General features: G+C 63.6%; 20 protein-coding genes and 2 pseudogenes. 13 read left to right on the forward strand and 9 right to left on the reverse strand.

From position 1 onward, the window contains the following. Positions 1-130: 130 nt before the first annotated feature. From ACTGJ9_RS31355 to ACTGJ9_RS31375, 5 genes are all read right to left on the reverse strand, one after another. A complete protein-coding gene (locus ACTGJ9_RS31355; RefSeq protein WP_456678688.1) occupies positions 131-400 on the reverse strand; it encodes a hypothetical protein in 270 nt (89 codons plus the stop codon). 100 nt (positions 401-500) lie between these two features. After that, entirely contained in the window at positions 501-1,904 is a 1,404-nt protein-coding gene (locus ACTGJ9_RS31360; protein ID WP_456674198.1) for a hypothetical protein, read from the reverse strand. A gap of 148 nt (positions 1,905-2,052) precedes the next feature. After that, positions 2,053-3,429 carry an ATP-binding protein gene (locus tag ACTGJ9_RS31365; RefSeq protein WP_456674199.1) on the reverse strand — a complete coding sequence of 459 codons (1,377 nt, stop codon included), beginning with the start codon at positions 3,427-3,429 and terminating at the stop codon, positions 2,053-2,055. 106 nt (positions 3,430-3,535) lie between these two features. After that, a complete protein-coding gene (locus ACTGJ9_RS31370; protein WP_456674200.1) occupies positions 3,536-4,210 on the reverse strand; it encodes a response regulator transcription factor in 675 nt (224 codons plus the stop codon). Positions 4,211-4,443: 233 nt separating this feature from the next. Beyond that, positions 4,444-4,599: a hypothetical protein gene (locus ACTGJ9_RS31375; protein ID WP_456674201.1), complete on the reverse strand. Its 156-nt coding sequence runs from the start codon at positions 4,597-4,599 to the stop codon at positions 4,444-4,446. A 236-nt stretch (positions 4,600-4,835) separates the two neighbouring features. On the opposite strand from ACTGJ9_RS31375, the pseudogene ku reads away from it, so the two are divergent. The 8 genes and pseudogenes from ku (at position 4,836) to ACTGJ9_RS31415 (ending at position 14,059) form a co-directional block, all read left to right on the forward strand. Beyond that, a pseudogene (gene ku / locus ACTGJ9_RS31380) lies at positions 4,836-5,833 on the forward strand (non-homologous end joining protein Ku). A gap of 58 nt (positions 5,834-5,891) precedes the next feature. Then, on the forward strand, positions 5,892-6,128 hold the full coding sequence (locus ACTGJ9_RS31385; RefSeq protein WP_456674202.1) for a hypothetical protein: 237 nt from the start codon (positions 5,892-5,894) through the stop codon (positions 6,126-6,128). A 188-nt stretch (positions 6,129-6,316) separates the two neighbouring features. After that, entirely contained in the window at positions 6,317-6,499 is a 183-nt protein-coding gene (locus tag ACTGJ9_RS31390; RefSeq protein WP_456674203.1) for a hypothetical protein, read from the forward strand. A 185-nt stretch (positions 6,500-6,684) separates the two neighbouring features. Beyond that, the gene (locus ACTGJ9_RS31395; protein ID WP_456678689.1) at positions 6,685-6,849 is read left to right on the forward strand and encodes a Flp family type IVb pilin; all 165 of its coding nucleotides are present in this window, start codon (positions 6,685-6,687) and stop codon (positions 6,847-6,849) included. 311 nt (positions 6,850-7,160) lie between these two features. Then, on the forward strand, positions 7,161-7,553 hold the full coding sequence (locus tag ACTGJ9_RS31400; protein ID WP_456674204.1) for a hypothetical protein: 393 nt from the start codon (positions 7,161-7,163) through the stop codon (positions 7,551-7,553). A gap of 584 nt (positions 7,554-8,137) precedes the next feature. Then, positions 8,138-9,769, forward strand: a pseudogene (locus tag ACTGJ9_RS31405) (thiamine pyrophosphate-requiring protein). A 93-nt stretch (positions 9,770-9,862) separates the two neighbouring features. Next, positions 9,863-12,340: a GAF domain-containing protein gene (locus ACTGJ9_RS31410; RefSeq protein WP_456674205.1), complete on the forward strand. Its 2,478-nt coding sequence runs from the start codon at positions 9,863-9,865 to the stop codon at positions 12,338-12,340. A 75-nt stretch (positions 12,341-12,415) separates the two neighbouring features. Beyond that, positions 12,416-14,059, forward strand: coding sequence for an alpha/beta hydrolase (locus tag ACTGJ9_RS31415; RefSeq protein ID WP_456678690.1), 1,644 nt, complete (start codon positions 12,416-12,418; stop codon positions 14,057-14,059). 6 nt (positions 14,060-14,065) lie between these two features. On the opposite strand, the gene ACTGJ9_RS31420 is transcribed toward ACTGJ9_RS31415, so the two are convergent. Together ACTGJ9_RS31420 and ACTGJ9_RS31425 are read right to left on the reverse strand one after the other, a co-directional pair. Further along, positions 14,066-15,655 (reverse strand): MDR family MFS transporter, encoded by a 1,590-nt coding sequence (locus tag ACTGJ9_RS31420; RefSeq protein WP_456674206.1) that lies wholly within the window; start codon positions 15,653-15,655, stop codon positions 14,066-14,068. Between the two features lie 161 nt (positions 15,656-15,816). Further along, a complete protein-coding gene (locus ACTGJ9_RS31425) occupies positions 15,817-16,332 on the reverse strand; it encodes a YcgN family cysteine cluster protein (protein ID WP_456674207.1) in 516 nt (171 codons plus the stop codon). Between the two features lie 292 nt (positions 16,333-16,624). Between ACTGJ9_RS31425 and ACTGJ9_RS31430 the strand changes: the two genes are divergently transcribed. From ACTGJ9_RS31430 to ACTGJ9_RS31445, 4 genes are all read left to right on the forward strand, one after another. Continuing rightward, on the forward strand, positions 16,625-18,916 hold the full coding sequence (locus ACTGJ9_RS31430; protein WP_456674208.1) for a transglycosylase domain-containing protein: 2,292 nt from the start codon (positions 16,625-16,627) through the stop codon (positions 18,914-18,916). A gap of 9 nt (positions 18,917-18,925) precedes the next feature. Further along, positions 18,926-19,504, forward strand: coding sequence for a DUF1214 domain-containing protein (locus ACTGJ9_RS31435; protein WP_456674209.1), 579 nt, complete (start codon positions 18,926-18,928; stop codon positions 19,502-19,504). Beyond that, entirely contained in the window at positions 19,501-20,085 is a 585-nt protein-coding gene (locus ACTGJ9_RS31440; protein ID WP_456674210.1) for a DUF1254 domain-containing protein, read from the forward strand. Before ACTGJ9_RS31435 ends, ACTGJ9_RS31440 begins: the two co-directional genes overlap by 4 nt. 91 nt (positions 20,086-20,176) lie before the next feature. Beyond that, positions 20,177-20,380 carry a hypothetical protein gene (locus ACTGJ9_RS31445; RefSeq protein ID WP_456674211.1) on the forward strand — a complete coding sequence of 68 codons (204 nt, stop codon included), beginning with the start codon at positions 20,177-20,179 and terminating at the stop codon, positions 20,378-20,380. 322 nt (positions 20,381-20,702) lie between these two features. On the opposite strand, the gene ACTGJ9_RS31450 is transcribed toward ACTGJ9_RS31445, so the two are convergent. Next, on the reverse strand, positions 20,703-21,212 hold the full coding sequence (locus ACTGJ9_RS31450) for an N-acetyltransferase family protein (protein ID WP_456674212.1): 510 nt from the start codon (positions 21,210-21,212) through the stop codon (positions 20,703-20,705). Positions 21,213-21,548: 336 nt separating this feature from the next. Between ACTGJ9_RS31450 and ACTGJ9_RS31455 the strand changes: the two genes are divergently transcribed. Beyond that, positions 21,549-22,190 (forward strand): glutathione S-transferase family protein, encoded by a 642-nt coding sequence (locus tag ACTGJ9_RS31455; RefSeq protein WP_456674213.1) that lies wholly within the window; start codon positions 21,549-21,551, stop codon positions 22,188-22,190. 200 nt (positions 22,191-22,390) lie between these two features. On the opposite strand, the gene ACTGJ9_RS31460 is transcribed toward ACTGJ9_RS31455, so the two are convergent. Beyond that, a complete protein-coding gene (locus ACTGJ9_RS31460; RefSeq protein WP_456674214.1) occupies positions 22,391-22,636 on the reverse strand; it encodes a hypothetical protein in 246 nt (81 codons plus the stop codon). Positions 22,637-22,861: the final 225 nt, after the last annotated feature.

The raw sequence follows: 22,861 nt of genomic DNA on the forward strand, positions 1-22,861 counted from the left end.
TGGCAAGCTTCCGGCAGCGCGCGAGCCGCGCCTGCAGGTGGCTTTACACCACGGCCGGACGATGCGGCAATTGACAATTGTCAATTTGGCGCGAGCGCACATGGTCCCGAAACGGTGAAAATCCAACAGGTTAGCTGATCTCGAAGTCCACGCTCTGAGCGGCGTCCTCGCCGTGCCCGTTCAAGGCCCTCAGGAAGTATGTTCCCGGCTCGATTGCGTCGGGCAATCTGATGCGCAACGCCCCGACCGGAACCGGCGATGCAACCCTGGTGACGGTCTCAGGCAGTTGCCGACCGCTTGTCTTCTCAACCAGCACGACCTTCGCGCCGACCATCAGCCTCTGATATTTGGCAACAATGACGCGGTTTTCGATTTCGATGGAGCTGATAACGGGTTTCATGCGCCCACAGATAGAAATTCCAGAAGCTTGCACGGAGACCGTAGGGCCGACAACCGGCAGCGTCAACTACAAATTGTGATTACAGAAGAATGCGCTTGGATCAGCTTGCGCGGGTGGATTTGCGCTCGCCCGTCGCCGCGTTCTCTGCGGCGCGGCTCATCAGCGAGGCGTAATCCTCGCCGAACAGCACCTGGCAGAAGCGGATCGCGGCCTGCACCTGTTGCTGCCGGTAGGTTCGGACCTTGTGATCGGCGGCGCGCAGCGACTGCACCAGCTGCTCGGTCGAGCGTTCCACATATTGCTGCAGGTCGGAATAGGTGCGCAGCGTCACCTCGTTGATCGCGAGCTCACTGGCATAATTCCGGCAGGTTGCGACGAAATCGATCAGCGCCACGGTTTCATCGAGCTCGGTGCTGTCGATCCGCGCGCCCGGCGGAATGTCCTTCTCCGGGCGCTGGCGCAGGATGCGGCGGACGCGGCCGGGAACGCTGTCGATCTCGGACTGCAGCGCGTTGGAGATATCGGCCCGGATCGAGGTCAGCTGCTTGCCCCAGGCGGAATCATTGCGCAGGTCGAGCTCGGTGCGCAGGCCGCGGACGCCGTCATGCAGCGCTTTCAGATTGTCGGCGACGGTCTCGAAATGGCCACGCTTGATGTCCATGCGCAAATTGGCGGCAACGCGGGCCAGATCGTGCAGGGCCATCGTGACGGCCACGCCATAGGGCGTTGCCGCGACGCGGATCTCGTCGTCGGACGCGGCGATCTTGATGGCGAGGCGGATGATCTGCCACGGCGCGGTCATGCGCTGGACCACCACCGACAGCGCAAATGGCAGCATTTGCGGGGTCTGGAGCACGGGAATGTTGAGCGCAGCGGTCACCGAGGCGATCTGGGGATCGCCGAATGTGCGCAGGAAGCGCGGCAGCTTTTCATTGAGCGTGCCGATGGCCTCGCGAACGGCGAGCACTGCGCCGATCGAATAGAGGTCCTCGATCACGCTGGGCGGACCGACACGGGCGAGCGCGCGCGACTTGTCGCCGCCGCCGGGCCCCGTCAGTTCGAAGATGGCGTCCGCGGCCACGGCCTGGAGCTTCAGTGCCAGCGCCTCGACCTGCCCCGCACTGTCTGACGCCGGCATACGGGCCAGCGCCGCCTCCAATTCGTTGATTTTGGCCGGGGCGCCGTCGCGGCCGAGCCATTGCCAGATCGGATGTAGCGAGGAGCGGCGGATCTGGCCGACCCGAGCCGGGGCGCCAGTCTCGACCAGGAACGGTTCCAGGATCTGGAACAGCAGCCGCGACAGGTCGTCGGTGCGCGGCGGCGGAGCTTCGTCGGCCTCGGTCCTGCGCACGATCTTGCGCAGCTGCTCAAGCACGAGGGTCGCAACCGCGGTGTCCTGGCCGCGCTCAAGCGCGCGCTCGAACTCCCGCATCAGCAGCGCCTGCGCCTGCGGCGGGAGCTGCGCGAGATATTCCCTCAGCCGCTCGATTGATGTCTGGCTCATGCGCCCGGCTAATGCACGGTAAAATGGCGGACGTCGGATGCGTCCTGCACGATCATAGGTGGGCGCGCCTTAAGAAGCCGTTGAGGACGTCGCTCCGAATACCGCCGGTTTCGCTCGGAAGCCCAAATAGTCGTTTGGGATCAGAGGATTATATTCCCGGAAGCACCAGTTCGGCCCGCAAGCCCCCGATCGGGGCGCTGCCGAGCGACAGGCTACCGCCATAGAGCGCGGCCAGGTCGGTCACGATCGACAGCCCGAGCCCGGAGCCCGGCTTTGACTCGTCGAGCCGCTGGCCGCGCCGGGAGACCTGCGCGCGCTCGGCCTCCGAAAGGCCGCGCCCGTCGTCATCGACAACGAGCCGCAGCCTGGGGCCCGTGCCGGCCTGCTGCGAGGCCTCCACCAAGACCTCGATGAAGACGCGCGAGGCCGCCCATTTGCAGGCATTGTCGACGAGATTGCCGACCATCTCCTCAAGATCCTGCCGCTCGCCGCGGAATTTCGCCGACGGATCGGCCTTGACCTCGATAGCAAAGCCGCGGCCGCGGTGGATCTTCTCCATGGTGCGCCGCAACGCCTCGATGGCGGGGGCAACCTCGGTCACCGTGCCGACGATCGAGACCCGGGCCGCGATGCGGGCGCGCTCCAGATGATGGGCGAGCTGGTTGCGCATCACGTCCGCCTGCTCCATCACCTTGGCCGCGAAGGGATCGGCCACGTGCGTTCCGGCCTCGTTGACGATCACCGACAGCGGCGTCTTGATCGCATGGGCGAGATTACCGACATGGGTTCGCGCCCGCTCCACGATCTCGCGATTGGCATCGATCAGCGCGTTGGTTTCCCGCGCGAGCGGCGCGATCTCGACCGGGAATTCGCCCTCGAGCCGCTCGGCCCGCCCGGAGCGGATGTCGGCGATGGATTCCGAGATGCGCTTGAGCGGCGCGAGGCCGAAGCGGACCTGGAACACCGTGGTCAGCAGCAACACGATGCCGAGCGCTGTGAAGGTGCCGCCGAGGTAGTAGTCGAAGCTACGCGTCTCGTCGAAGATCTCGGTGTCGTCGCCGGCGACGCTGACCAGGTATTTGCCGTCGGCGCCGAGATCGACGGGACGCTCGACCATGCGCAGATTCTGCCCTTCCGGCCCGTCGACATAAGCGAGGCGAATGCCGGCCGCAGTGAGCTCGGTGCCCTGGTCTTCCAGCTTCGGCAACTTCTTGTCCCAGAGCGAGCGCGACGACCGGATCTCCGGCTTCTCGGTGTCGGTGCGCGTGATCTGCCAGTACCAGCCGGACAGCGGTAGCTCGAACAGAGGCTCGCCGAGCGACTGGAACTGGCGGTCCGGCGGCTCGTCGGGGGTGGCGACCTCGGCGATCAGAGTGCGGAGATAGAGGTTGAGCCGGCGGTCGAAGGCGCGCTCGGTGGCGTTCTTGTAGACCGAGGACAGCACCACGCCGGTGATGGCCAGGATCACCACCAGCCAGGCGGTCGCCGACAGAAACAGGCGGTTTGCAAGCGAGCTGGCGGGCATCGGAATGATCCCGGAGGCGCGAGGTGGCGGCATGGCGTCGGCGGTCATGACCGGACCAAGGCCCGTGTCGGCGCGCCCGTCAAGCCAAGATCCTTCGAAAGCCCCCTTAAGCGCCCGGTGCCGGCGGCGGGGTCAGGAGATAGCCGAGGCCGCGGACGGTCTGGATGATGTCGACGTCGAGCTTCTTGCGGATGCGGCCGACGAAGACTTCAATCGTGTTGGAGTCGCGGTCGAAGTCCTGGTCATAGAGATGCTCGACCAGTTCCGTGCGCGACACGACGCGCCCCGAATGGTGCATCAGGTAGGCCAGAAGCCGATATTCGTGCGAGGTCATCTTGACGGGATTGCCGGAGACGCTGACACGGCCGGTGCGGGTGTCGAGCGTGACCGGGCCGCAGCTGAGCTCGCTCTGGGCATGGCCGGTGGAGCGGCGCAGCAGCGCACGGATCCGCGCCAGCACCTCCTCCAGATGGAACGGCTTGGCGACGTAGTCGTCGGCGCCGGCATCAAAACCCTGGACCTTGTCGCTCCAGCGGTCGCGTGCGGTGAGGATCAGGACCGGCATGGTGCGGCCGTTGCGGCGCCAGGCTTCCAGCACCGAGATGCCGTCCTTCTTCGGCAAGCCGATATCGAGCACCACGGCGTCATACGGCTCGTTGTCGCCGAGATAGTGCTCCTCCTCCCCGTCGAAGGCGCGGTCGACGACATAGCCGGCGTCCGTGAGCGCCTTGGTGAGCTGACGATTGAGATCGGGGTCGTCCTCAACAACGAGCAGGCGCACGCTTCTCTCCAGAAATAGGCTGCACGATCGATCCCTAGAGATGAGCAATTCCGGCGTGAACTGAGTATGAACACGGGGAACCGGGCGCGTTACTTTTTGGTCATATACGATGTGTTCGCACCAGACGCGACTGCGCCCGCCAGGCCACCGGACGAGCCCTGTGGCGTGGCGGGCGCAATGTGGCGCGTTAGCAGCTGAATCGGAAGGTCCGCCCTTCCCGTTGGGTTCGGCCGTCAGGTCCGGAAGAAAACGAACCACACGACGGCGAGAATCAGGATCGCGAGCCCGGTCGAGATGGCGAGCAGCGCGGCGACCGACGGCCCCGGTTCGCCCTGGCGTGCCTCGGTTGCAGTTTCGACGGTCCGACGGTCCTCGCGCGTGGTTGCCATGGTGGCCTCGATCTCTGGATGTCGCCTCCGATGACCGCGACGTCATCACGGCCCTGTGTCCGGAGCCAACGCCCGATCCGATTTGATGTTCCAGCCTTATGCCGCTCGATCGGGCCGAACCGCACGGTCAGCAACTGGTTAACGCAGTTGCAAGATTCCCGCACTTAGCCATGTATGATTCGGTGTTCCACGATGGTATCTTCATAGGTCTGTCCTTGTTGCGTTTGGAGTAACCCATGGCCCCCCGTGCCAATTGGAAGGGTTTTTTGCGCCTCTCGCTCGTGACCTGCCCGGTCGCGCTGTATCCGGCGACGTCGGATACCGAGAAGGTCTCGTTCAACCAGATCAACCGCAAGACCGGCCACCGGATCAAATACCTCAAGGTCGACGCCGAGACCGGTGACGAGGTGACCTCCGAGGACATCGTCAAGGGCTACAAGGTCGACACCGACACCTACATCGAGGTCACCAAGGACGAGCTCGACGACATCGCACTGGACTCGACCCACACGATCGACATCGACGAGTTCGTGCCGAAGACCGACATCGACAACCGTTATCTGATCCGCCCCTATTACCTGGTTCCGGACGGCAAGGTCGGCCACGACGCGTATGCGGTGATCCGCGAGACCATCCGCAGCATGGACAAGGTCGCGATCGGCCGCGTGGTGCTGACCAATCGCGAGCACATCATCGCACTCGAGCCGCTCGAGGCCGGCCTGATGGGCACGCTGCTGCGCTATCCCTACGAGGTGCGCAGCGAGAGCGAATATTTCGACGACATCCAGGACGTGAAGCTGACGAAGGACATGCTCGACCTCGCCAGGCACATCGTCGAGAAGAAGTCCGGCGCGTTCGAACCCGAGCTGTTCGAGGACCATTACGAGAGTGCGCTGATCGATCTCATCAACAAGAAGCGCGCGGGCGCGCCGATCGCAGCCAAGACCGCACCAAAGAGCGGCGGCAACGTCATCAACCTGATGGACGCGCTGAAGAAGAGTCTCGCGAGCGAGAAGGATGCAGCGCCCGCAGCGAAGGTCGCCAAGGAGACTGCCAAGGAAACCGTCAAGGCCAAGAAGCCGAAGAAGCGCGTCGATGGCCAGCGCGAGATGCTGCTGCCGATCTCCGGCAAGGGCGGCAAGGAGGCCGCGGCCAAGGAAGCGATCAGGAAGCTGCATCGAAGAAGGCCGACAAGCCGGTGCGCGCGACCACGCGGACGAAGAAGGCCGGCTGACGACCTCGCATCCCCGATCGCGCCGTGACGTCTCCCCACACCGGTCGGGCAACCTGACATGCCCTGGTCGACGCCGTTCGACGATCCGATCGCCTTGCGCGGCGGACGCCGGCTCCGCACTCTGCAGGAGGCCGCCGATTTCATCATGCAGCTGCCCGACGCCGAGCAGCAGGAGCCGCGTTGGCAGACCGCGATCGAGATGCTGATCAACGCGGCGGAAGCCGGAGGCGGCTGGCTGATGTTCGCGCGCGTTGGCATGCTGCGGGCACTGAACGCTGACGGCCGCCGTGGATGAGCCGCGATCGGCATGCTTGACGATCGGTTGACGGGCAGCCTCAACAATCGGTTAAGCGGCGCACTTCCCTTTCGCACGATCAAGTCATCGTGTCGCACCGGGTATTCCTACGGGAGCCAAAATTAACCTCCGATTCCCGTTGCGCGCACCATGGTCCAGCCATCGATTGAGCCAGGGACCGCATCTTCGTGCCGCAGCAGGACGCCAGAAAGAACTACATCGGCATCGTGAGTGACACGACCGAGGAAGAGCGCGTCGCCGACACCGCGGCGCGCGTGCAGCCGCATGTGGTGGGCTATCTGGTCGGTCGTCTCGCGCTAGTGCTGGGACGCGCTCGCAAAGGTGCGCCGGAACGCACCACCAGCAGTTGAGGCCCGCTGCTTCCATTCATTTGATCTGGATAATGAAACCTTCGTTTAACGGCTGTTACGTTAAGACACAGCAGGCAAGGTTCGGCCGAGTCTTGCATATTTGACGTGCGCAAATGTCCGTCGATCACTTTACCAGTTTGATAACGCCGCGCGCCTACATTGGATCGGATGAAGAGGAGTTGGCGATGGTTTTGCTTAGGTCTTTTCTTGCCGATGAAAATGGCGCCACCGCGATCGAGTATGGCCTGATCGCCGCGGGCATCGCGCTCGCCATCGTGACCGTCGTGACCAACACGGGCAGCGTCCTCCTCAGCAACAAGTTCAACTCGATCAGCGCGGCCACGAAGTAATTTCGTCAGTGCGCCTGGCGTAGCGTGGAGCAGGCGGCGTGAACGCCGCTGACGGCCAGTCCGCGCCACCTGCGTGGAGCGACAGCCCTCACCACCGTCATTGCGAGGAGCTCTCGCGACGAAGCAATCCAGACTCTTTCCGCGGAAAGATTCTGGATTGCTTCGCTTCGCTCGCAATGACGGAGTATATCGCGAAGATGGAGTTTGATGGGTTTCGCTCTACCCATCCTATGGCCAGGTATATTTTCGACACAGAATGGCTCCAAATCATGCTAATCAATCGCTGAACCAAAGCCATTTGAAGGATACGGATGAAAAGCGCGACGCTGCTGGTTCTTGGCTTCGTGTTTGTTGGCGTCTGGCCGCAGGACAGCGCGACGGGGCAGACTTCAGTCGCGCCGCCGGTTTCGCTTGCTCCGCCCAAAGCGTCGCCGCCACGAGCGGGCACCAAAAATTCCCCTGACAGCGCGTCGTCGAAACCGGCGACCACAGGACGTTCATTGTCGCCAAATCCAGCCGTCGACTACGATGGCTTCAGCGTCGGCACAGTTGAAGACAATGACACCCCGGATCAGGCGACGCGCCCCACGAAGCCACGCTCCAAGACCAATCCGGATACAAAAGGCGTCCCGGGACAGGACCCGATCGACCAGGAAGATGCGGGATTGAAGCGCAAGCTGATGATCTGCCAAAGCTGCAAATAGGTGGCTCCCGTTGTTCATGCCGACCCGCGGCTGGCAGGCTCGTGGGATGGGTTGAACTCTTCCGAAACCGCATTGATGTTGCATTTTCCGCTCGCGAAGCCGTGAAGAGACTTCATCGGCCCCGCCAAACGAAATAATCCACCTCCGGGTTGAAGTCACTTTCGGACGACCACGAAGTCACGGCAAAACGTCACCGAGCTACTCTCTCAGCTGTTCTGGTCGGGAGAGACAACAATGCGGTCGCATCAGGCTTTCGTCGCTCCGGTAATCATCCTTTGTTGCTCGCTGCTGAGCATCGCCACTCTGGTGATGGTCGGGGCGTGGTGAAGTCAGGTTAAAAGTCATGCGCGAAGAATTTACATCCCTCGCTTTTCTGGCCGTAACCGTGGCCGGCGTCGCGCTACTAGGATCAGGTCTGCTCGCACTCGTCTTGGTGGGATAGGCCACTCGGCCCCTGTCCGGCGGCACGTTCGCGCTGCATGGCTGCCTTCTGCGTGCGAAGCGCCGCTTTACCCTGCTCCAAATTCCTGATCTCTCTCCCGAATGGGGCGGACCAACCGGCCTGCCACAGGGAGAGAGACGCCATGAAGCTCGGCACCGCCATTGCGGAAATCATGCGACGCGAGGGCATCGAGATCCTCTGCGGTTATCCCGTCAATCATCTGATCGAGCACGCGGCGAAGGCCGAGATCCGCCCCGTGATGGTGCGCCAGGAGCGCGTCGGCGTGCACATGGCGGATGCGATCTCACGGGTGACGTCGGGGCGCACGATCGGCGCGTTCTGCATGCAGCACGGGCCCGGCGCGGAGAACGCGATGGGCGGCGTCGCGCAATGCTTTGGCGAATCCGTTCCCGTGCTGGTGCTGCCGATGGGCTATCAGCGCAGGCTTGCGCATATCGAGCCGAACTTCAATTCCAGCGAGGCGATGAAGCCGTTTTCGAAATCCTCCGAGCCGATCATCCTCGCGGCCGAGGTCGCCAACATTTTCCGGCGCGCCTTCACCAAGCTGAAGAACGGCCGCGGCGGGCCTGTCATCGTCGAGATTCCGCCGACATGTGGAACGAGGAGGTGCCGGAGCCCTTGAACTACACGCCGGTGCTGCGCACCCGCTATGGCGCCGATCCCGTGCATATCAGGAAGCGGCCGCCCTGCTCGTCAATGCGAAGCGGCCGGTGATCTATGCCGGCCAGGGCGTGCATTACGCGCAGGCGTGGCCGCAATTGAAGCGGCTTGCGGAACGGCTCGCCATCCCCGTCACCACCAGTCTCGGCGGCAAATCCTCGTTCCCGGAAACGCATCCGCTCTCGCTCGGCTCAGGCGGCCTCGCAGTGCCGCGCGCGGTGCCAAAATTCCTTGCTGAGGCCGACGTCATTTTCGGCATCGGCTGCTCCTTCACCGAGACCAGCTTTGGCATCGCGATTCCGAAGGGCAAAACCATCATCCATTCGACGCTCGATCCGAACCATCTCAACAAGGATGTGGAGGCGAAGATCGGCCTTGTCGGCGACGCCGGCCTTGTGCTCGACGCGCTGCTGGAAGAGGCCGGTAAGACCGTCACCGCCGATCGCGACGCCTCGGCGGTCACGGCCGAGATCGCGGCCTCGCACAAGGAGTGGCTCGCAAAATGGATGCCGAAGCTCACCAGCAATGACGCGCCGCTCAACCCTATCGCGTGCTGTGGGACCTGCAACACACCGTCGACATCGACAACACCATCATCACCCATGATGCCGGCAGCCCGCGCGACCAGCTTTCGCCGTTCTGGAGGGCGACCACGCCCCTGTCCTATCTCGGCTGGGGCAAGACGACACAGCTCGGCTACGGCCTTGGCCTTGCCATGGGCGCCAAGCTCGCGAAACCCGACAAGCTCTGCATCAATGTCTGGGGCGATGCGGCGATTGGTTTCACGGGCATGGATTTCGAGACCGCGGTGCGCGAGCGGATCCCGATCATGTCGATCCTGCTCAACAATTTCTCGATGGCGATCGAACTGAAGGTGATGCCGATCTCGACCGAGAAGTATCGCTCGACCGACATTTCCGGCGATTATGCCGCGATGGCGCGCGCCTTCGGCGGCTATGGGGAGCGGGTGACCAGGCCGGAGGATATCGTCCCCGCGATCAAGCGCGGCATTCAGAAGACGCAGGAAGGCATCCCTGTGCTGCTGGAGTTCATCACCAGCAAGGAGACCGAAGTGTCGCGGCCGGGCACGTGAGGCAACCACGGCGCCGCGAGCGCTGGCTCCGGCGGGAGGAGATGTGATAATCCGGCCTGGTGCCGCGCCTCGCGGCATTCAGCCGGAATGCGAATGACCACCCCTTCCAACGATGCTGCCGGGACCGACGAGCTCAAGCGGCAATTGCAGTCCGCCGCGGCCGAGACCGCGCGGCTGCGCGATCGGCAAAGCGCCAGCGCCGAGATCTTGCGCATTATCGCCGCCTCTCCCTCCGATGCCCGCCCCGTGTTTGCGGCGATCGCGTCCAGCTCGAAACGTCTGCTCGGCGGCTTCTCCGCCACCGTGCTCCAGTTCATCGGCGATGAGCTGCACCTCGTGGCGTTCACGCCAACCAGCCCGGAAGGGGACGACGGGCTGAAGGCGTCGTTCCCGCGGCGGATCGAGGATTTTCCGACCTTTGCGCTGGTTCGCGGCGGCGAGACCATCCAGTTTCCCGACTGCGAAGCCGACGACGTCCCGGAGCTCAACCGCGATCTCGCGCGGCTCCGTGGCTTCCGCAGCGTGCTGTTCATGCCGCTGATGAACCGCGGCACGGCGGTCGGCATGATCAGCGTCACGCGCACCGAAACCGGCGCATTCGCGCCTGACCTCGTGGAGTTGCTGCAGACTTTTGCCGATCAGGCGGTGATCGCGATCGAGAACGCGCGGCTGTTCAACGAAACGCGCGAGGCGCTGGAACGCCAGCCCGCCACCGCCGACATCTTGAGGGTGATGGCGGCTTCGCCGTCCGACGTGCAGCCGGTATTCGACGCAATCGCCGCCAATGCCAACCGGCTGATCGGCGGCTTCTCCACCGCCGTGCTGCGCTACATCGACGGCGCCGCGCACCTTGCCGCCTTCACGCCGGGCGACCCGGCCGGCGATCGCGTGCTGCAGGAATCGTTCCCGGTGCCGCTCGCGCAGTTCCCGGCCCACCAGCTCACGGCCCATGGTGAATCGGCGCAGCTGCCCGACACCGAACTCGAGCCCGCGGCGCGTGACATCGCCCGCGCCCGCGGCTTTCGGAGCATGCTGTTCACCCCTTTGATGAGCGAGGGCGAAGCCAGAGGCGTTATTATCGCGACGCGGCGGACGACCGGCACGTTCGCCGAGCATCATGTGCGGCTGTTACAAACCTTCGCCGACCAGGCGGTGATCGCGGTCAAAAATGTCAGCCTGTTTAACACCACCAGGGAGGCGCTGGAACGGCAGACCGCGACCGCCGAGGTGCTCAAGGTCATCAGCCGTTCGGCATTCGATCTTCAGACCGTGCTCGATACGCTGGTGGAATCGGCAGCACGGTTGTGTGAAGCCGACATGGCTGCCATTACCCGGCGAAGTGGTGAGGTCTATTACCGCGCCGGTTCATACGGCTTTCCGCGTGAGTTCGCCGATTACGTTAAGGATATTCCGGTCAAGCCCGAACGGCGCACTATCACGGGGAGAACCCTGCTCGAGGGACGTATCGTCCACGTGCACGACGTGCTTGCCGATCCGGAGTATCATTTCGAGGGTCAGCAGCTCAGTGGCAATCCTCGCACCTTTCTCGGCGTGCCCTTGCTACGCGAGGGCATGCCGATCGGCGCCCTGACTTTGACCCGATCCATCATACGGCCGTTCACCGACAGTCAGATCGGGCTCCTCTCGACCTTCGCCGACCAGGCCGTGATCGCCATCGAGAATGCGCGGCTGTTCGACGAGGTCCAGGCGCGCACGCGCGAACTATCGAAGTCGCTCGACGATTTGCGCGCGGCGCAGGACCGGCTGATCCAGACCGAGAAGCTCGCCTCGCTTGGCCAGCTCACCGCCGGCATCGCGCACGAGATCAAGAATCCGCTCAACTTCGTCAACAATTTCGCCGCGCTCTCGGCCGAACTGACGGACGAACTGAGCGAGGTGCTGGCGCCCGCCCCGCTCGGCGACGATGTCCGCAACGAGGTCGGCGAGCTGACCGGGATGCTGAAGGACAATCTGCAAAAAGTCGTGCAGCACGGCAAGCGCGCCGATTCCATCGTCAAGAACATGCTGCTGCACTCGCGCGAAGGCGGCGGCGAATACGGCTTGAGCGACATCAATACGCTGGTCGAGGAGAGCCTCAATCTTGCCTATCATGGCGCGCGCGCCGAGAAGCCGCAGTTCGACGTGACGCTGAAGCGCGAGCTCGATCCGGCCGCAGGCTCTGCAAATTTGTTTCCGCAGGAGATCTCGCGGGTACTGCTGAACCTGATCTCGAACGGGTTTTATGCGGTGGCAAAGCGCCAGGCGGAAAGCGGCGCCGGCACTTTCGAGCCGGTCGTGACCGCCACCACCCGCGACCGTGGCGACAGCATCGAAATCCGTATCCGCGACAACGGCACCGGCATTCCCGACGACGTGAAGGAAAAAATGTTCAATCCGTTCTTCACGACCAAGCCGGCCGGCGAAGGCACCGGCCTCGGATTGTCGATGAGCCACGACATCGTAGTGAAGCAGCATGGCGGCACGATCGATGTTGCGACCGAGCCGGGGAAGTTCACGGAGTTCACGATCCTGCTACCGCGCAAGAGCGGCTTTGCGGATAACAAACGATAGTCACCGGGGGATAGCTTGACGAGTCTCGCGCGGTTCATTCGGCGACAACTGCTCTCGCTGTCCGGCATCGGCCTCATGCTGGGCGCGCTGTTCTTCGCAGCCGCGCTGACGCCGACGCTGATCCCGCGCAGCTATCTCACGCAAGGTGCGCTTGCCGGCGGCTGCTTTGCGATCGGCTACCTCTGTGGGGTCCTGTGGCGCCGGCTGTGGCACTATCTCGAACTGCCCGAGCCGTCGGTGCGCGCGAGATCCGTTGCGAATGCGCTGGTCGCAATCGGCTGCCTGCTCGTGGTGATCGCCGCTCTCTGGCGCACCACCGCATGGCAGAACGCGATCCGCAGTGTCATGAAAATGGCGCCGGTAGAAACCGCGCATCCGCTCAAGGTCTGCATCATCGCGTTGATCACGTTCGTGGTGCTGCTGGTGCTGGGGCGGCTGTTCGCGCTTGTCGCCCGCTTCCTTGCTGCACGTACTCGGCGCCTCATTCCGCGAAAAGTTGCAAACGTCGTTGGCGTGCTTGTGACAGCACTGCTGTTCTGGTCGATCGCCAGCAATGTCCTGATCCGCACGGTCTTCAACGCGCTCGATTCCTCGTTTCGCGAGCTCGATGTCCTGCTCGAGCCCGAGCGTCCGCAGCCGACCGCCTCGAATCGGACCGGAAGCCCGGCGTCCCTGGTGAAGTGGAAGGAGCTCGGGCGCATGGGGCGCCGCTTCATTGCCTCAGGCCCGACCGCGGCCGAGATCAGTACCGTCACGGAGCGGCCCGCGCAGGAGCCCGTGCGCGTCTATGTAGGGCTCGTTGCCCGCGATACCGCGCAGGCACGCGCCAGGCTTGCGCTCGACGAGCTCAAGCGCCAGCACGGCTTTGAACGGAAAATCCTGATCGTCATCACGCCGACCGGGACGGGCTGGATCGATCCGTCCGCGATGGATACGGTGGAATATCTCCATCACGGCGACGTCGCCAGCGTCGCGATGCAGTATTCCTATCTCAACAGCCCGTTGTCGCTGCTGTTTCAGCCCGAATACGGCGCGGAAGCCGCGCGTGCGCTGTTCGCGGAAATCTACGGCTATTGGACGACGCTGCCGAAAGACAAGCGGCCGCAGCTGTATTTGCACGGGCTGAGCCTCGGCGCCATGAACTCGGAGAAATCCGCAGAACTGTTCGAGACGATCGGCGATCCCGTTGCGGGAGCGCTGTGGAGCGGTGCGCCGTTCGAGAGCCGGATCTGGCGCTCGATCACCGACAACCGCAATCCCGGCACGCCGGCGTGGCTGCCCGAATTCCGCGACAGCCGGTTCGTGCGCTTCATGAACCAGAACGGACCGACGGTGCCGCCGGATACGCCGTGGGGACCGATGCGCGTGGTCTATCTGCAATATGCCAGCGATGCGATCACGTTCTTCGCCTACCGCGATGCCTTCCGGGCACCGGCGTGGATGAATGCGCCGCGCGGGCCCGACGTGTCACCGGAGCTCAGGTGGTATCCGATCGTCACCATGCTACAACTCGCCCTCGACATGGCGGTCGCAACCAATACGCCGATGGGCTTTGGCCATGTCTATGCGCCAGAGCATTATGTCGATGCCTGGGTCGCGGTCACCGATATCAGTGATTGGTCGGCTGCCGCGCTGGCGAAGCTTAAGGAGCAGCTTGCGGCAAAAGCGCGGAAGACGAGCGTCGGCAATCTCGACGACGATCCTGATCGCGGCGGATAGAGACCGCTACTCCGCCATCTCGACGGGTTGCGCGGTGGAAGGACCAGCCAACGGCCGCTCCTCCATCATGATCAGGCAGAGCGCGGCGGTCGTCATCAGCGCGGTCGCGGCCGCAAAGACGTAGCGGAACGCGTGCCGCATGTCCTCGGTCGGGATCGCAGGGATGCTGCCTGCGGCGTGATGCTCGCCGGCCAGCGGAATATCGGTGCCGAGCGCGATCAGCAGGATCGCCGCGAATGCTGCGACCGTGAACGAGGACATCAGCGAACGGAAGAAGTTCATCGCGCCGGTGATGGTGCCGACCTGCGGGCGAGCCACCGAATTCTGCAGCGAGACCACGCAGACCGGGAAGGTCGTGCCGAGGCCGAGCGCGAATGCGGCCATCAGGGTCAGCAGTCCCCACAGCGGCAGCGTGGTGACCGTGAGGCCTAGCGCGCAGATCGCAGCCCAGGACGTGCCGATGATAGCGACGCGCTTGTAATGCTTGGCACGCGCCATGGTGCGGCCGGCGATCGCCGCACCACAGGTCGAGACCGCCGCGAGCGGAATCAATGCAAGCCCCGCCTCGCTGGCGCTGAGGTGATAGACCGACTCATAATAGAGCGGCAGCTGCACGGTGAGGCCGGTGATAGCCCCTAACCCGCAGCCGCCGGCGGTCAGCGCGAATGGCGCGACCGATCCCGAGAGCAGCGGCAGCGGCAGGAACGGCTCGTCGGCGCGACGGGCGTGCCACACGAATGTTACAGCGAGCAGGACAGCGCCGCCCACCATCGACAGCACGGTCGGCGAGAGCCAGGGATAGCGCGTGCCGCCCCAGGTCAGCACCAGCATGAAGACGACGGCAGAGGCCATCAGCAGCACGCCGCCAAGCCAATCGACCTTGCGCTTGCGGTGGAACACCGGGATCTTCTTCATCTTCGGCAGCAGCAGTGCAAGGGCTGCGGCTGCGAGCGGCAGATTGATCCAGAAGATCATCGACCAGTGCAGATGCTCGGCGAACACGCCGCCGATGACGGGGCCTAAAATGCCGCCGACCATCCAGACGCTGGAGAAATAAGCCTGGTACTGGCCACGCTCGCGCGGCGAGACGACGTCGGAGATTACCGTCTGCACGACGGGCATGATGCCGCCGCCGCCGAGCCCCTGCAGGCCGCGCGCCAAAATCAGCATCGGCATGCTCGGCGCGATCGCGCACAGCACCGATCCCGCAATGAACAGGCTCAGCGACACGATGATCATGACCTTGCGGCCGTAGATGTCGCTCAGCGTCCCGAACACCGGCGCAACCGCGGTCGACGCGAGCAGATAGGCGGTGATGACCCAGGACAGGTTCGAGACATCCTGGAACTGGCGGCCGATGGTCGGCAGCGCAGTGGCGACGATGGTCTGGTCGAGCGCGGCCAGGAACATCGTCAGCATCAGGCTAAGTACGATGGTCCGGACCTCGTCCTGCGACAGCGGGACCGGCGGTGCGAGGGAAGGTGCGTCGCTGACGCTGATGACCTCGCCCGGAAGGCGGGTCAGTTCCTCGGCGATCTCGTCGGGCAATGTCTGGATGTCGGCAGATTGGCTGCTCTGCCGTGCGAACTTGTTCATTTCGGGCGTGTCAGAGCGTCTTGCTGCGGCGCAAAGCCGCGAAGGATCTGTTCTATCAAGCCAATCTAGACAGCAAAGTTCTTCTCAGGCAGGCACCGCGGCGCATGGGTGCATCCCGTACCGCGGTCATCCCGAACAATTGATCTGAAACGACGGACGGATCAGTCCTTGGGACGTCGCTTCAGGCGCGCCCGCTTCGGGATCTGCCCCGGCCATTGCACGATATAGTTTTCGAGCTTGTCGTCCGGGACCTCGTCCTCTGTGCCCGAGACCCGGCCGCGCACGGAGACGCCGGCCTCGTGCACCGTATTGGGATCGCCTGAGATCAGAGGGTGCCACCAATAGAGATCGCGGCCCTGGGCGACGAGCCGGTAGCCGCAGCTCGGCGGCAGCCAAGGCAGGGTGCGGACCTTCTCGGGCGTCATGACAACACAGTCCGGGACGGAGTCGAACCGATCTGCGTAGTTCTTGCAGCCGCCGGTGCAGGAATCCAGCATCTTGCAGCTGACGTCGGTGAAGTAGATCTCGCCGGTATCCTCATCTTCGAGCTTGCTCAGGCAGCAGCGGCCGCAGCCGTCGCACAGGCTCTCCCATTCGGCCGCCGACATGTCCTCCATCTTCTTGGTTTTCCAGAAGAATCCATCCTGGTCTGAAGGTCGTTTGCGAGCTGCGGTCATGCGCCTGATACGATTCCAAAGAGCTGCGGCCAGAGCCATCTAGGGCGCGCGGCCCCAGAGCCGCAAGCAACGCCCCCGTAAGGCCCGTAATGAACCGGGGTTCAATTAGGCCTGTTGTTCAAAATTGCGAGCCTGACCATTGGTTTATAGGCCCCGCTCGGCTAGAAGAACAGCAAGTCCCCTCGGACGCGATACGGGCGCCTTGGGTTTGCCGCAACAATCCCGCAAGACGTCTCGATGCCGCCCCGGCCGGGTGCTTGAACGCTGTCGAAGCGAGCCTCAAGGGTTCTAGGTGGTCCAGAACACACCATCCAACTGGAAGAGCCGTATCAGGAACTTCTTCCTGGACCTCGATGCGCGCATCGACTCCTCGCTGTTCTCCTCGGCCAGGGGCATCCGCGAGCTCTACGAGCGCTACTCGACCTTCATGGACCGCTTCTATGTCGGGCGGTGGAAGCGCTGGGTATTCGTCGAGCCGCTGTCGGAGGCCGCAACCCTCGGCCTCGGCGGCATGGTGCTGATGCTGATCCTCGCCATCCCGGCCTTTCGCGAGACCGCGGACGAGGACTGGCTGAAGAAGTCCGATCTGGCAGTGACGTTCCTCGATCGCTACGGCAACCCGATCGGCAGTCGCGGCATCAAGCACAACGACTCGATCCCGCTGGAAGATTTTCCTGACGTCCTGATCAAGGCGACGCTCGCGACCGAAGACCGCCGCTTCTACGAGCATTTCGGCATCGACATCGCCGGCACCGCGCGCGCGCTGGTCACCAACGCCCAGGCCGGCGGCGTCCGCCAGGGCGGCTCCTCGATCACGCAGCAGCTCGCCAAGAACCTGTTTCTGAGTAACGAGCGCACTATCGAGCGCAAGATCAACGAGGCCTTCCTCGCGGTCTGGCTGGAATGGCGCCTGAGCAAGAACGAGATCCTCAAGCTCTATCTCGATCGCGCCTATATGGGCGGCGGCACGTTCGGCGTCGACGGTGCGGCGCATTTCTACTTCAACAAGTCGGCGCGCGACGTGACGCTGGCCGAAGCCGCGATGCTCGCAGGCCTGTTCAAGGCGCCGACGAAATACGCACCCCACATCAACCTGCCCGCCGCGCGTGCCCGCGCCAACGTCGTGCTCGACAATCTCGTCGATGCCGGCTTCATGACCGAGGGCCAGGTATTCGGCGCCCGCCGCAACCCCGCCTTCGCGGTCGATCGCCGCGACGAGGCGTCGCCGAATTACTATCTCGACTACGCCTTCGACGAGATGCGCAAGCTGGTCGATACCTTCCCGAAGTCCTACACCGAGCGCGTGTTCGTGGTCCGGCTCGCAATCGACACCAACGTGCAGAAGGCCGCCGAGGACGCGATCGAAAACCAGTTGCGCCAGTTCGGCCGCGACTATCACGCGACGCAAGCCGCGACCGTGGTGTCCGATCTCGACGGCGGCATCCGCGCCATGGTCGGCGGCCGCGACTACGGCGCCAGCCAGTTCAACCGCGCCGTCGACGCCTATCGCCAGCCCGGCTCCTCGTTCAAGCCTTACGTCTACACCACGGCCCTCTTGAACGGATTCACGCCGAACTCGATCGTGGTCGACGGCCCGGTCTGCATCGGCAATTGGTGTCCGCAGAACTATGGCCATTCCTATTCCGGCGCGGTGACGCTGACGCAGGCGATCACGCGCTCGATCAACGTCGTGCCCGTCAAGCTGTCGATCGCGATCGGCCAGAAGGAGCAGCCGAAGGCGCCGAACCCGGCCAAGATCGGCCGCGCCAAGATCGTCGAGGTCGCGCGCCGCTTCGGCCTCAAGGCGCCCCTGCCCGACACGCCGTCGCTGCCGATCGGCTCGGACGAGGTCACCGTGCTCGAGCACGCCGTGGCCTATGCCACCTTCCCCAACCGCGGCAAGGCGGTGACGCCGCATGCAGTGCTCGAAGTGCGCACCGGCGCCGGCGATCTGGTGTGGCGCTGGGACCGCGACGGTCCGAAGCCGAAGCAGGCCATTCCGCCGAACATCGCGGCCGACATGGCCGGCATGATGAGCCACGTCGTCAGCGAAGGCACCGCGCGCCGCGCAGCGCTCGACGGCATTCCGACCGCCGGCAAGACCGGCACGACCAATGCTTATCGCGACGCCTGGTTCGTCGGCTACACCGGCAATTTCACCTGCGCGGTCTGGTACGGCAATGACGACTATTCGCCGACCAACCGCATGACCGGCGGCTCGCTGCCGGCGCAGACCTGGCACGACATCATGGTCGCCGCCCATCAGGGCGTCGAGGTCCGCGAAATTCCCGGCGTCGGCATGGGCCAGAAGCTGCCGCGCGAGTCGGTCGCCAACGCGCAGGCCAATGCGGCGCCGAAGGTGCTGGAGACCAAGCCCGGTCCGCCGCCGGTGTTGACCAAGCGCGGCGCCGACATCCTGGTGCGCGTCGAGAAGATGCTCGACGACGCCGCCAGGACCGCGACCAAATCGACGGCCAATGACAGCCAGCCGGCCAAGCCGGCATCGTCGAACAGCGCGCTCGCCTTCCCGCAGAACTATGCGGCGGAGGAGAACGCGAACGCATCCACCCCGCGCAAGAACTGATCTGATCCCGTGCGGCTGATCCTGATCACATTGACGGCCCTTCTGCTCGCGACCGTGGTCGGCCTGGGTGCGACCTGGATGACGACGACGCGCGGCACCGAGATCGGCACGCTGACCATCGGGCCCTGGACCGCCCGCCCCCGTACCGGCACCGCCGACGTCGATCCCTATTCGCGCGCTACCATCGTGCGCAACGGCGAACTGCCGATCGGCACCGGCGACGGCATCGCCTTCACCGCGACCGCCGACGACAACAAGAAGGCGCTCGACGGCCGCTGCGACGTCGTCGTCTCCGGCGTGACGCCGCCGGCGCGGTTCTGGACGCTGACGCTGTACGACCGCAAGGGTCATCTCGTCGCCAACACGCTGCAGCGCTACGGCTTCACCAGCCAGGAGATCATCCGCCAGTCCGACGGCTCGTTCGAGATCCACATCGCCGCGCGCTCGCGTGCCGGCAATTGGCTGCCGACCGGCGGCATCGAGCGCTATGCGCTGATGTTCCGCCTCTACGACACGCCGGTCGGCGTGGCCACGCGCACGCAGCGCGATGCGCCGATGCCGACGATTTCGACAGTGGGCTGCTCATGATCCGGCTGCTGTTCACGATTGTGGCCGGCGTGGTGCTGGGCCTCGTGGTCCATCTCGTCAGCGTGCTGGCCCTGCCGCGGATCGCGAGCCAGGACGCCTATTCGCGGCTGACGCCGATGACCAGGCTCAACGGCGTCACGCAGCTTCCGCTTGCCGATCCACAGACCTCGCCGATGCCGTTCATGGACCCGGCCTTTGCTCAGGCGATCTGCCGCTATGATCTCTCGGGCGGGCCGCTCAAGCTCACCGTGCCGGTGAGCCAGTCCTATACCTCGGTGTCGTTCTACACCCGCAACGAGATCGCCTATTACGCCATCAACGACCGCTCGGCCGGCAAGAAGGTGATCGAACTCGACCTGATGACCCAGGCGCAGCACGACGCCCTGCCCGAGGACGAAGAGATCACCGCGGCCGACCGTTTGATCATCGATTCCCCAAGCACGACCGGACTGATCGTGATGAAGGCGCTCGCCGCGGAGCCCGGCCTGATGCCGCAAGCGCAGGCGACGCTGCAAGCTGCGACCTGCGCCCCGCAGACCGAAGCGCCCGCCAAGGCCGAGGCGCCGCGCGGCCGGCGCTGAAGGGCATGAGCCCGCTCGAAGCCAAAGCTGAAAACAACCCCATGCACAGTAGCGGAGGCATTGAAATCATGGGACCCTCGTTGTCTGGAGCGTGATCTTTCCGGAAAGCCGCTTCGCACTTTCCCGGATCATGCTTGAGCGCTCATCGGCGGATGGGCCGCACGCGTCCGGCGTAAAACTTCGCTTTGACACGTCGGGCAAAACACTGGCAGAATGGCATCATCGTAAAATCGTGACCACCCGCGCGGAGAAATCCGCCGCGGGTTTTTTCATGCCGGAACGGAGATTGCCATGATCGGCGGATGACTATCGTTGCCCAGCAGGGCTCTCGCATATGGATTTCACGGAATAGTCCGCGAGCTTGCTCCGCCTCTCCCGCTTGCTTGCGGGAGAGGCCGACGCGCTCGCAGAGCGCGGCGGGTGAGGGTTCTCACCACGCTGGGACGTTCACCGCAATCCTCACCAATCCCGGCGCGGAAACACCCCCACCCCGCCCTCCCCGCAAGCGGGAGAGGGAGCCCACTGCCGATGCCGCCGCATCGTGCACACCATATGCGATTGCCCTTGCGGAAATCGTGCCTGCTGGTGAACAGTCGATGTCTGCGTCGCAAAATGACTCAGTGCCGCGAGAGATCCTTTGCCATAAGAACCAAGTCGTAGTAGCGGCCAGCTTGCTTCAGAGCGTTCTTCTCCACGCCGTACTCGAGGAAGCCCAGTCTCGCGTAAAGACTCCGCGCATGTTGATTGTCCACCACAACGCTGAGCTGGATCAGCTCAACCTGCTGACGGGCGTGATTGCATACCGCTTCGACTAACCGTCGACCGACTTTGGCATTCCTTGCGGAGGGACGAACGTACATTCCCCAAAGCGCGCCTTTGTGAGCTTCTTTCCGGCTCTGTTGGACAGCAAAGCCGACAATGCCGACGAGCTCTGCATCGCGGAACGCGCCGAGCACTATAGAGCTGCCGAGCCGATCCGAGAACAAACTCAGCGGCTGAGCATCTTCAACCTCGAAGGTGCTACCGAACGCTTCCGGGTTGGCTTGGAGAGCCTCCAGTCGAATATCTCGATAGAGGACAGCATCCTCCCGTGCGAGGCGACGTATCTCAGTGTCGTCGTCGGTCATCCTTCACCGTCAGGCGGCGAATATTCCCAGTGAGTTGCACAACATAACTTCTGCGACACCGCAAATCCAGAGAAGCTCTTGTGATTTTGCCGCATCACTTCCGTTGACGCGGTGCAACTGCACGTCAGCCGATGGGGCACCGCGAAGCCGCCCCCCGCTGTCGCATCGGTTGATAGTCTCAGAGTGAAATGGCGGATTGCGCTGGCGCTAATCCGCCCTACCCGCTCCCTCTTAATCGGGACGATCTACGGACATATACTCTCCGAGCGATGGCAGCATGTAGTAATCTCGCTCCTGCGGATTAAGGCGTTTAAGCCAATGTGAGGACGCTCAAATATGCTCACTGTCTATGGCGAAGGTCGTGGGTTCCGCGTCGTTTGGCTACTCGAGGAATTGGGAGTGGCTTATCGGCTGCGCCCGGTCGATCTGCTCGCTGTCGAGAATGATCCCGATTTTCTTGCGATCAACCCTGCCGGCTTTATCCCGGCGCTACAGGACGGCGAGACGATCATGGTCGAATCGATCGCGATCCTCGAATACCTGCTCGCCCGCCACGGCCCGAGCCCACTCGCCCTCGCCCCGGATGATCCGGCTTTCGCCGCCTATCTGCAATTCCTCCATTTGGGAGAGGCCGGGCTCGCCGGGCCAATGAACGCCGTCTTTGTCGGTCGCGCACTCGCGCCGGAAGCAGAGCGAAACGCCCGGGTGACAAGCTGGGCACTAGAGACCTTTCGCAGCCGGCTGGGATTGGTCATCCAGCGTCTCTCAAATCGTCCATTTCTCGCCGGAGACCAATTCACTGCTGCTGACATTTCGGTGAGCTACGCTCTCCTGCTTGGTCTGCGAACCAGCAACTATACCCCGGGTCCGGTCGAGCGTGCCTATCTCGCCCGCACGACGACACGCCCGGCCTACGCCCGAGCGATGGAAATCTGCCAAGCCACCAAAGCTTGGGCGGAGAGATCACCGACGTTGTAGAACCAAACCGTGAATCCAAACGGCAAACGGACAGGTCTGCGGCGTCGGTGCGACTGTAGGTGCCGGGATTGATGCATCCGTCAAGACTTCGTCCCGCCTTCTACATCCGGTGATCCCAAGCACGTCAGGCGCAAACTTTTGCGTGAAGTTGAGTGCACTGTCACCGTCATCTGACCGTCTTCAAGTAAATGGGTCGCAGCTTACTGCTCGCGCGCGGGCTGGCTTGCTTTCGGGGGCATGACAACGGCACCAACGTTGGGATGATGATCGTCGGCTAGCGTTCGCTGACGCTCGCCGTCACCTTTCATTCGCCCATCAAACAGGAACGGTCGTATTTCATTTGCGCTGGCGGGAGTCGGTGTTTGTAATTGTTCAGGCTTAGTATTTTGCGCGTTGGCTGTGGTCACGGCCAACGCCGACATAAATGCGATTGCTAGTCTCGACATGACGGGCTCCTCCGGGTGCGGGCCACCGTGCGGCGATACGACTTAGCTTTAATAACCGTGGAGCAGAAACAGGGCTTTAGGATGGCGACATGCTACGACCGGTGCGTTGAGGCAATTACGCGTCGAACCGGCCGTGGCAGTCGCAGCCGAACAAGCCGCCGCAGCGACTTCCACGTATAACAGCACACACCATCGCTTCGCCGTACAGATGCTTCCGCCTACATC

This window comes from Bradyrhizobium sp. RDM12 (assembly GCF_051917485.1).
In the GTDB taxonomy this organism is placed as follows: domain Bacteria; phylum Pseudomonadota; class Alphaproteobacteria; order Rhizobiales; family Xanthobacteraceae; genus Bradyrhizobium.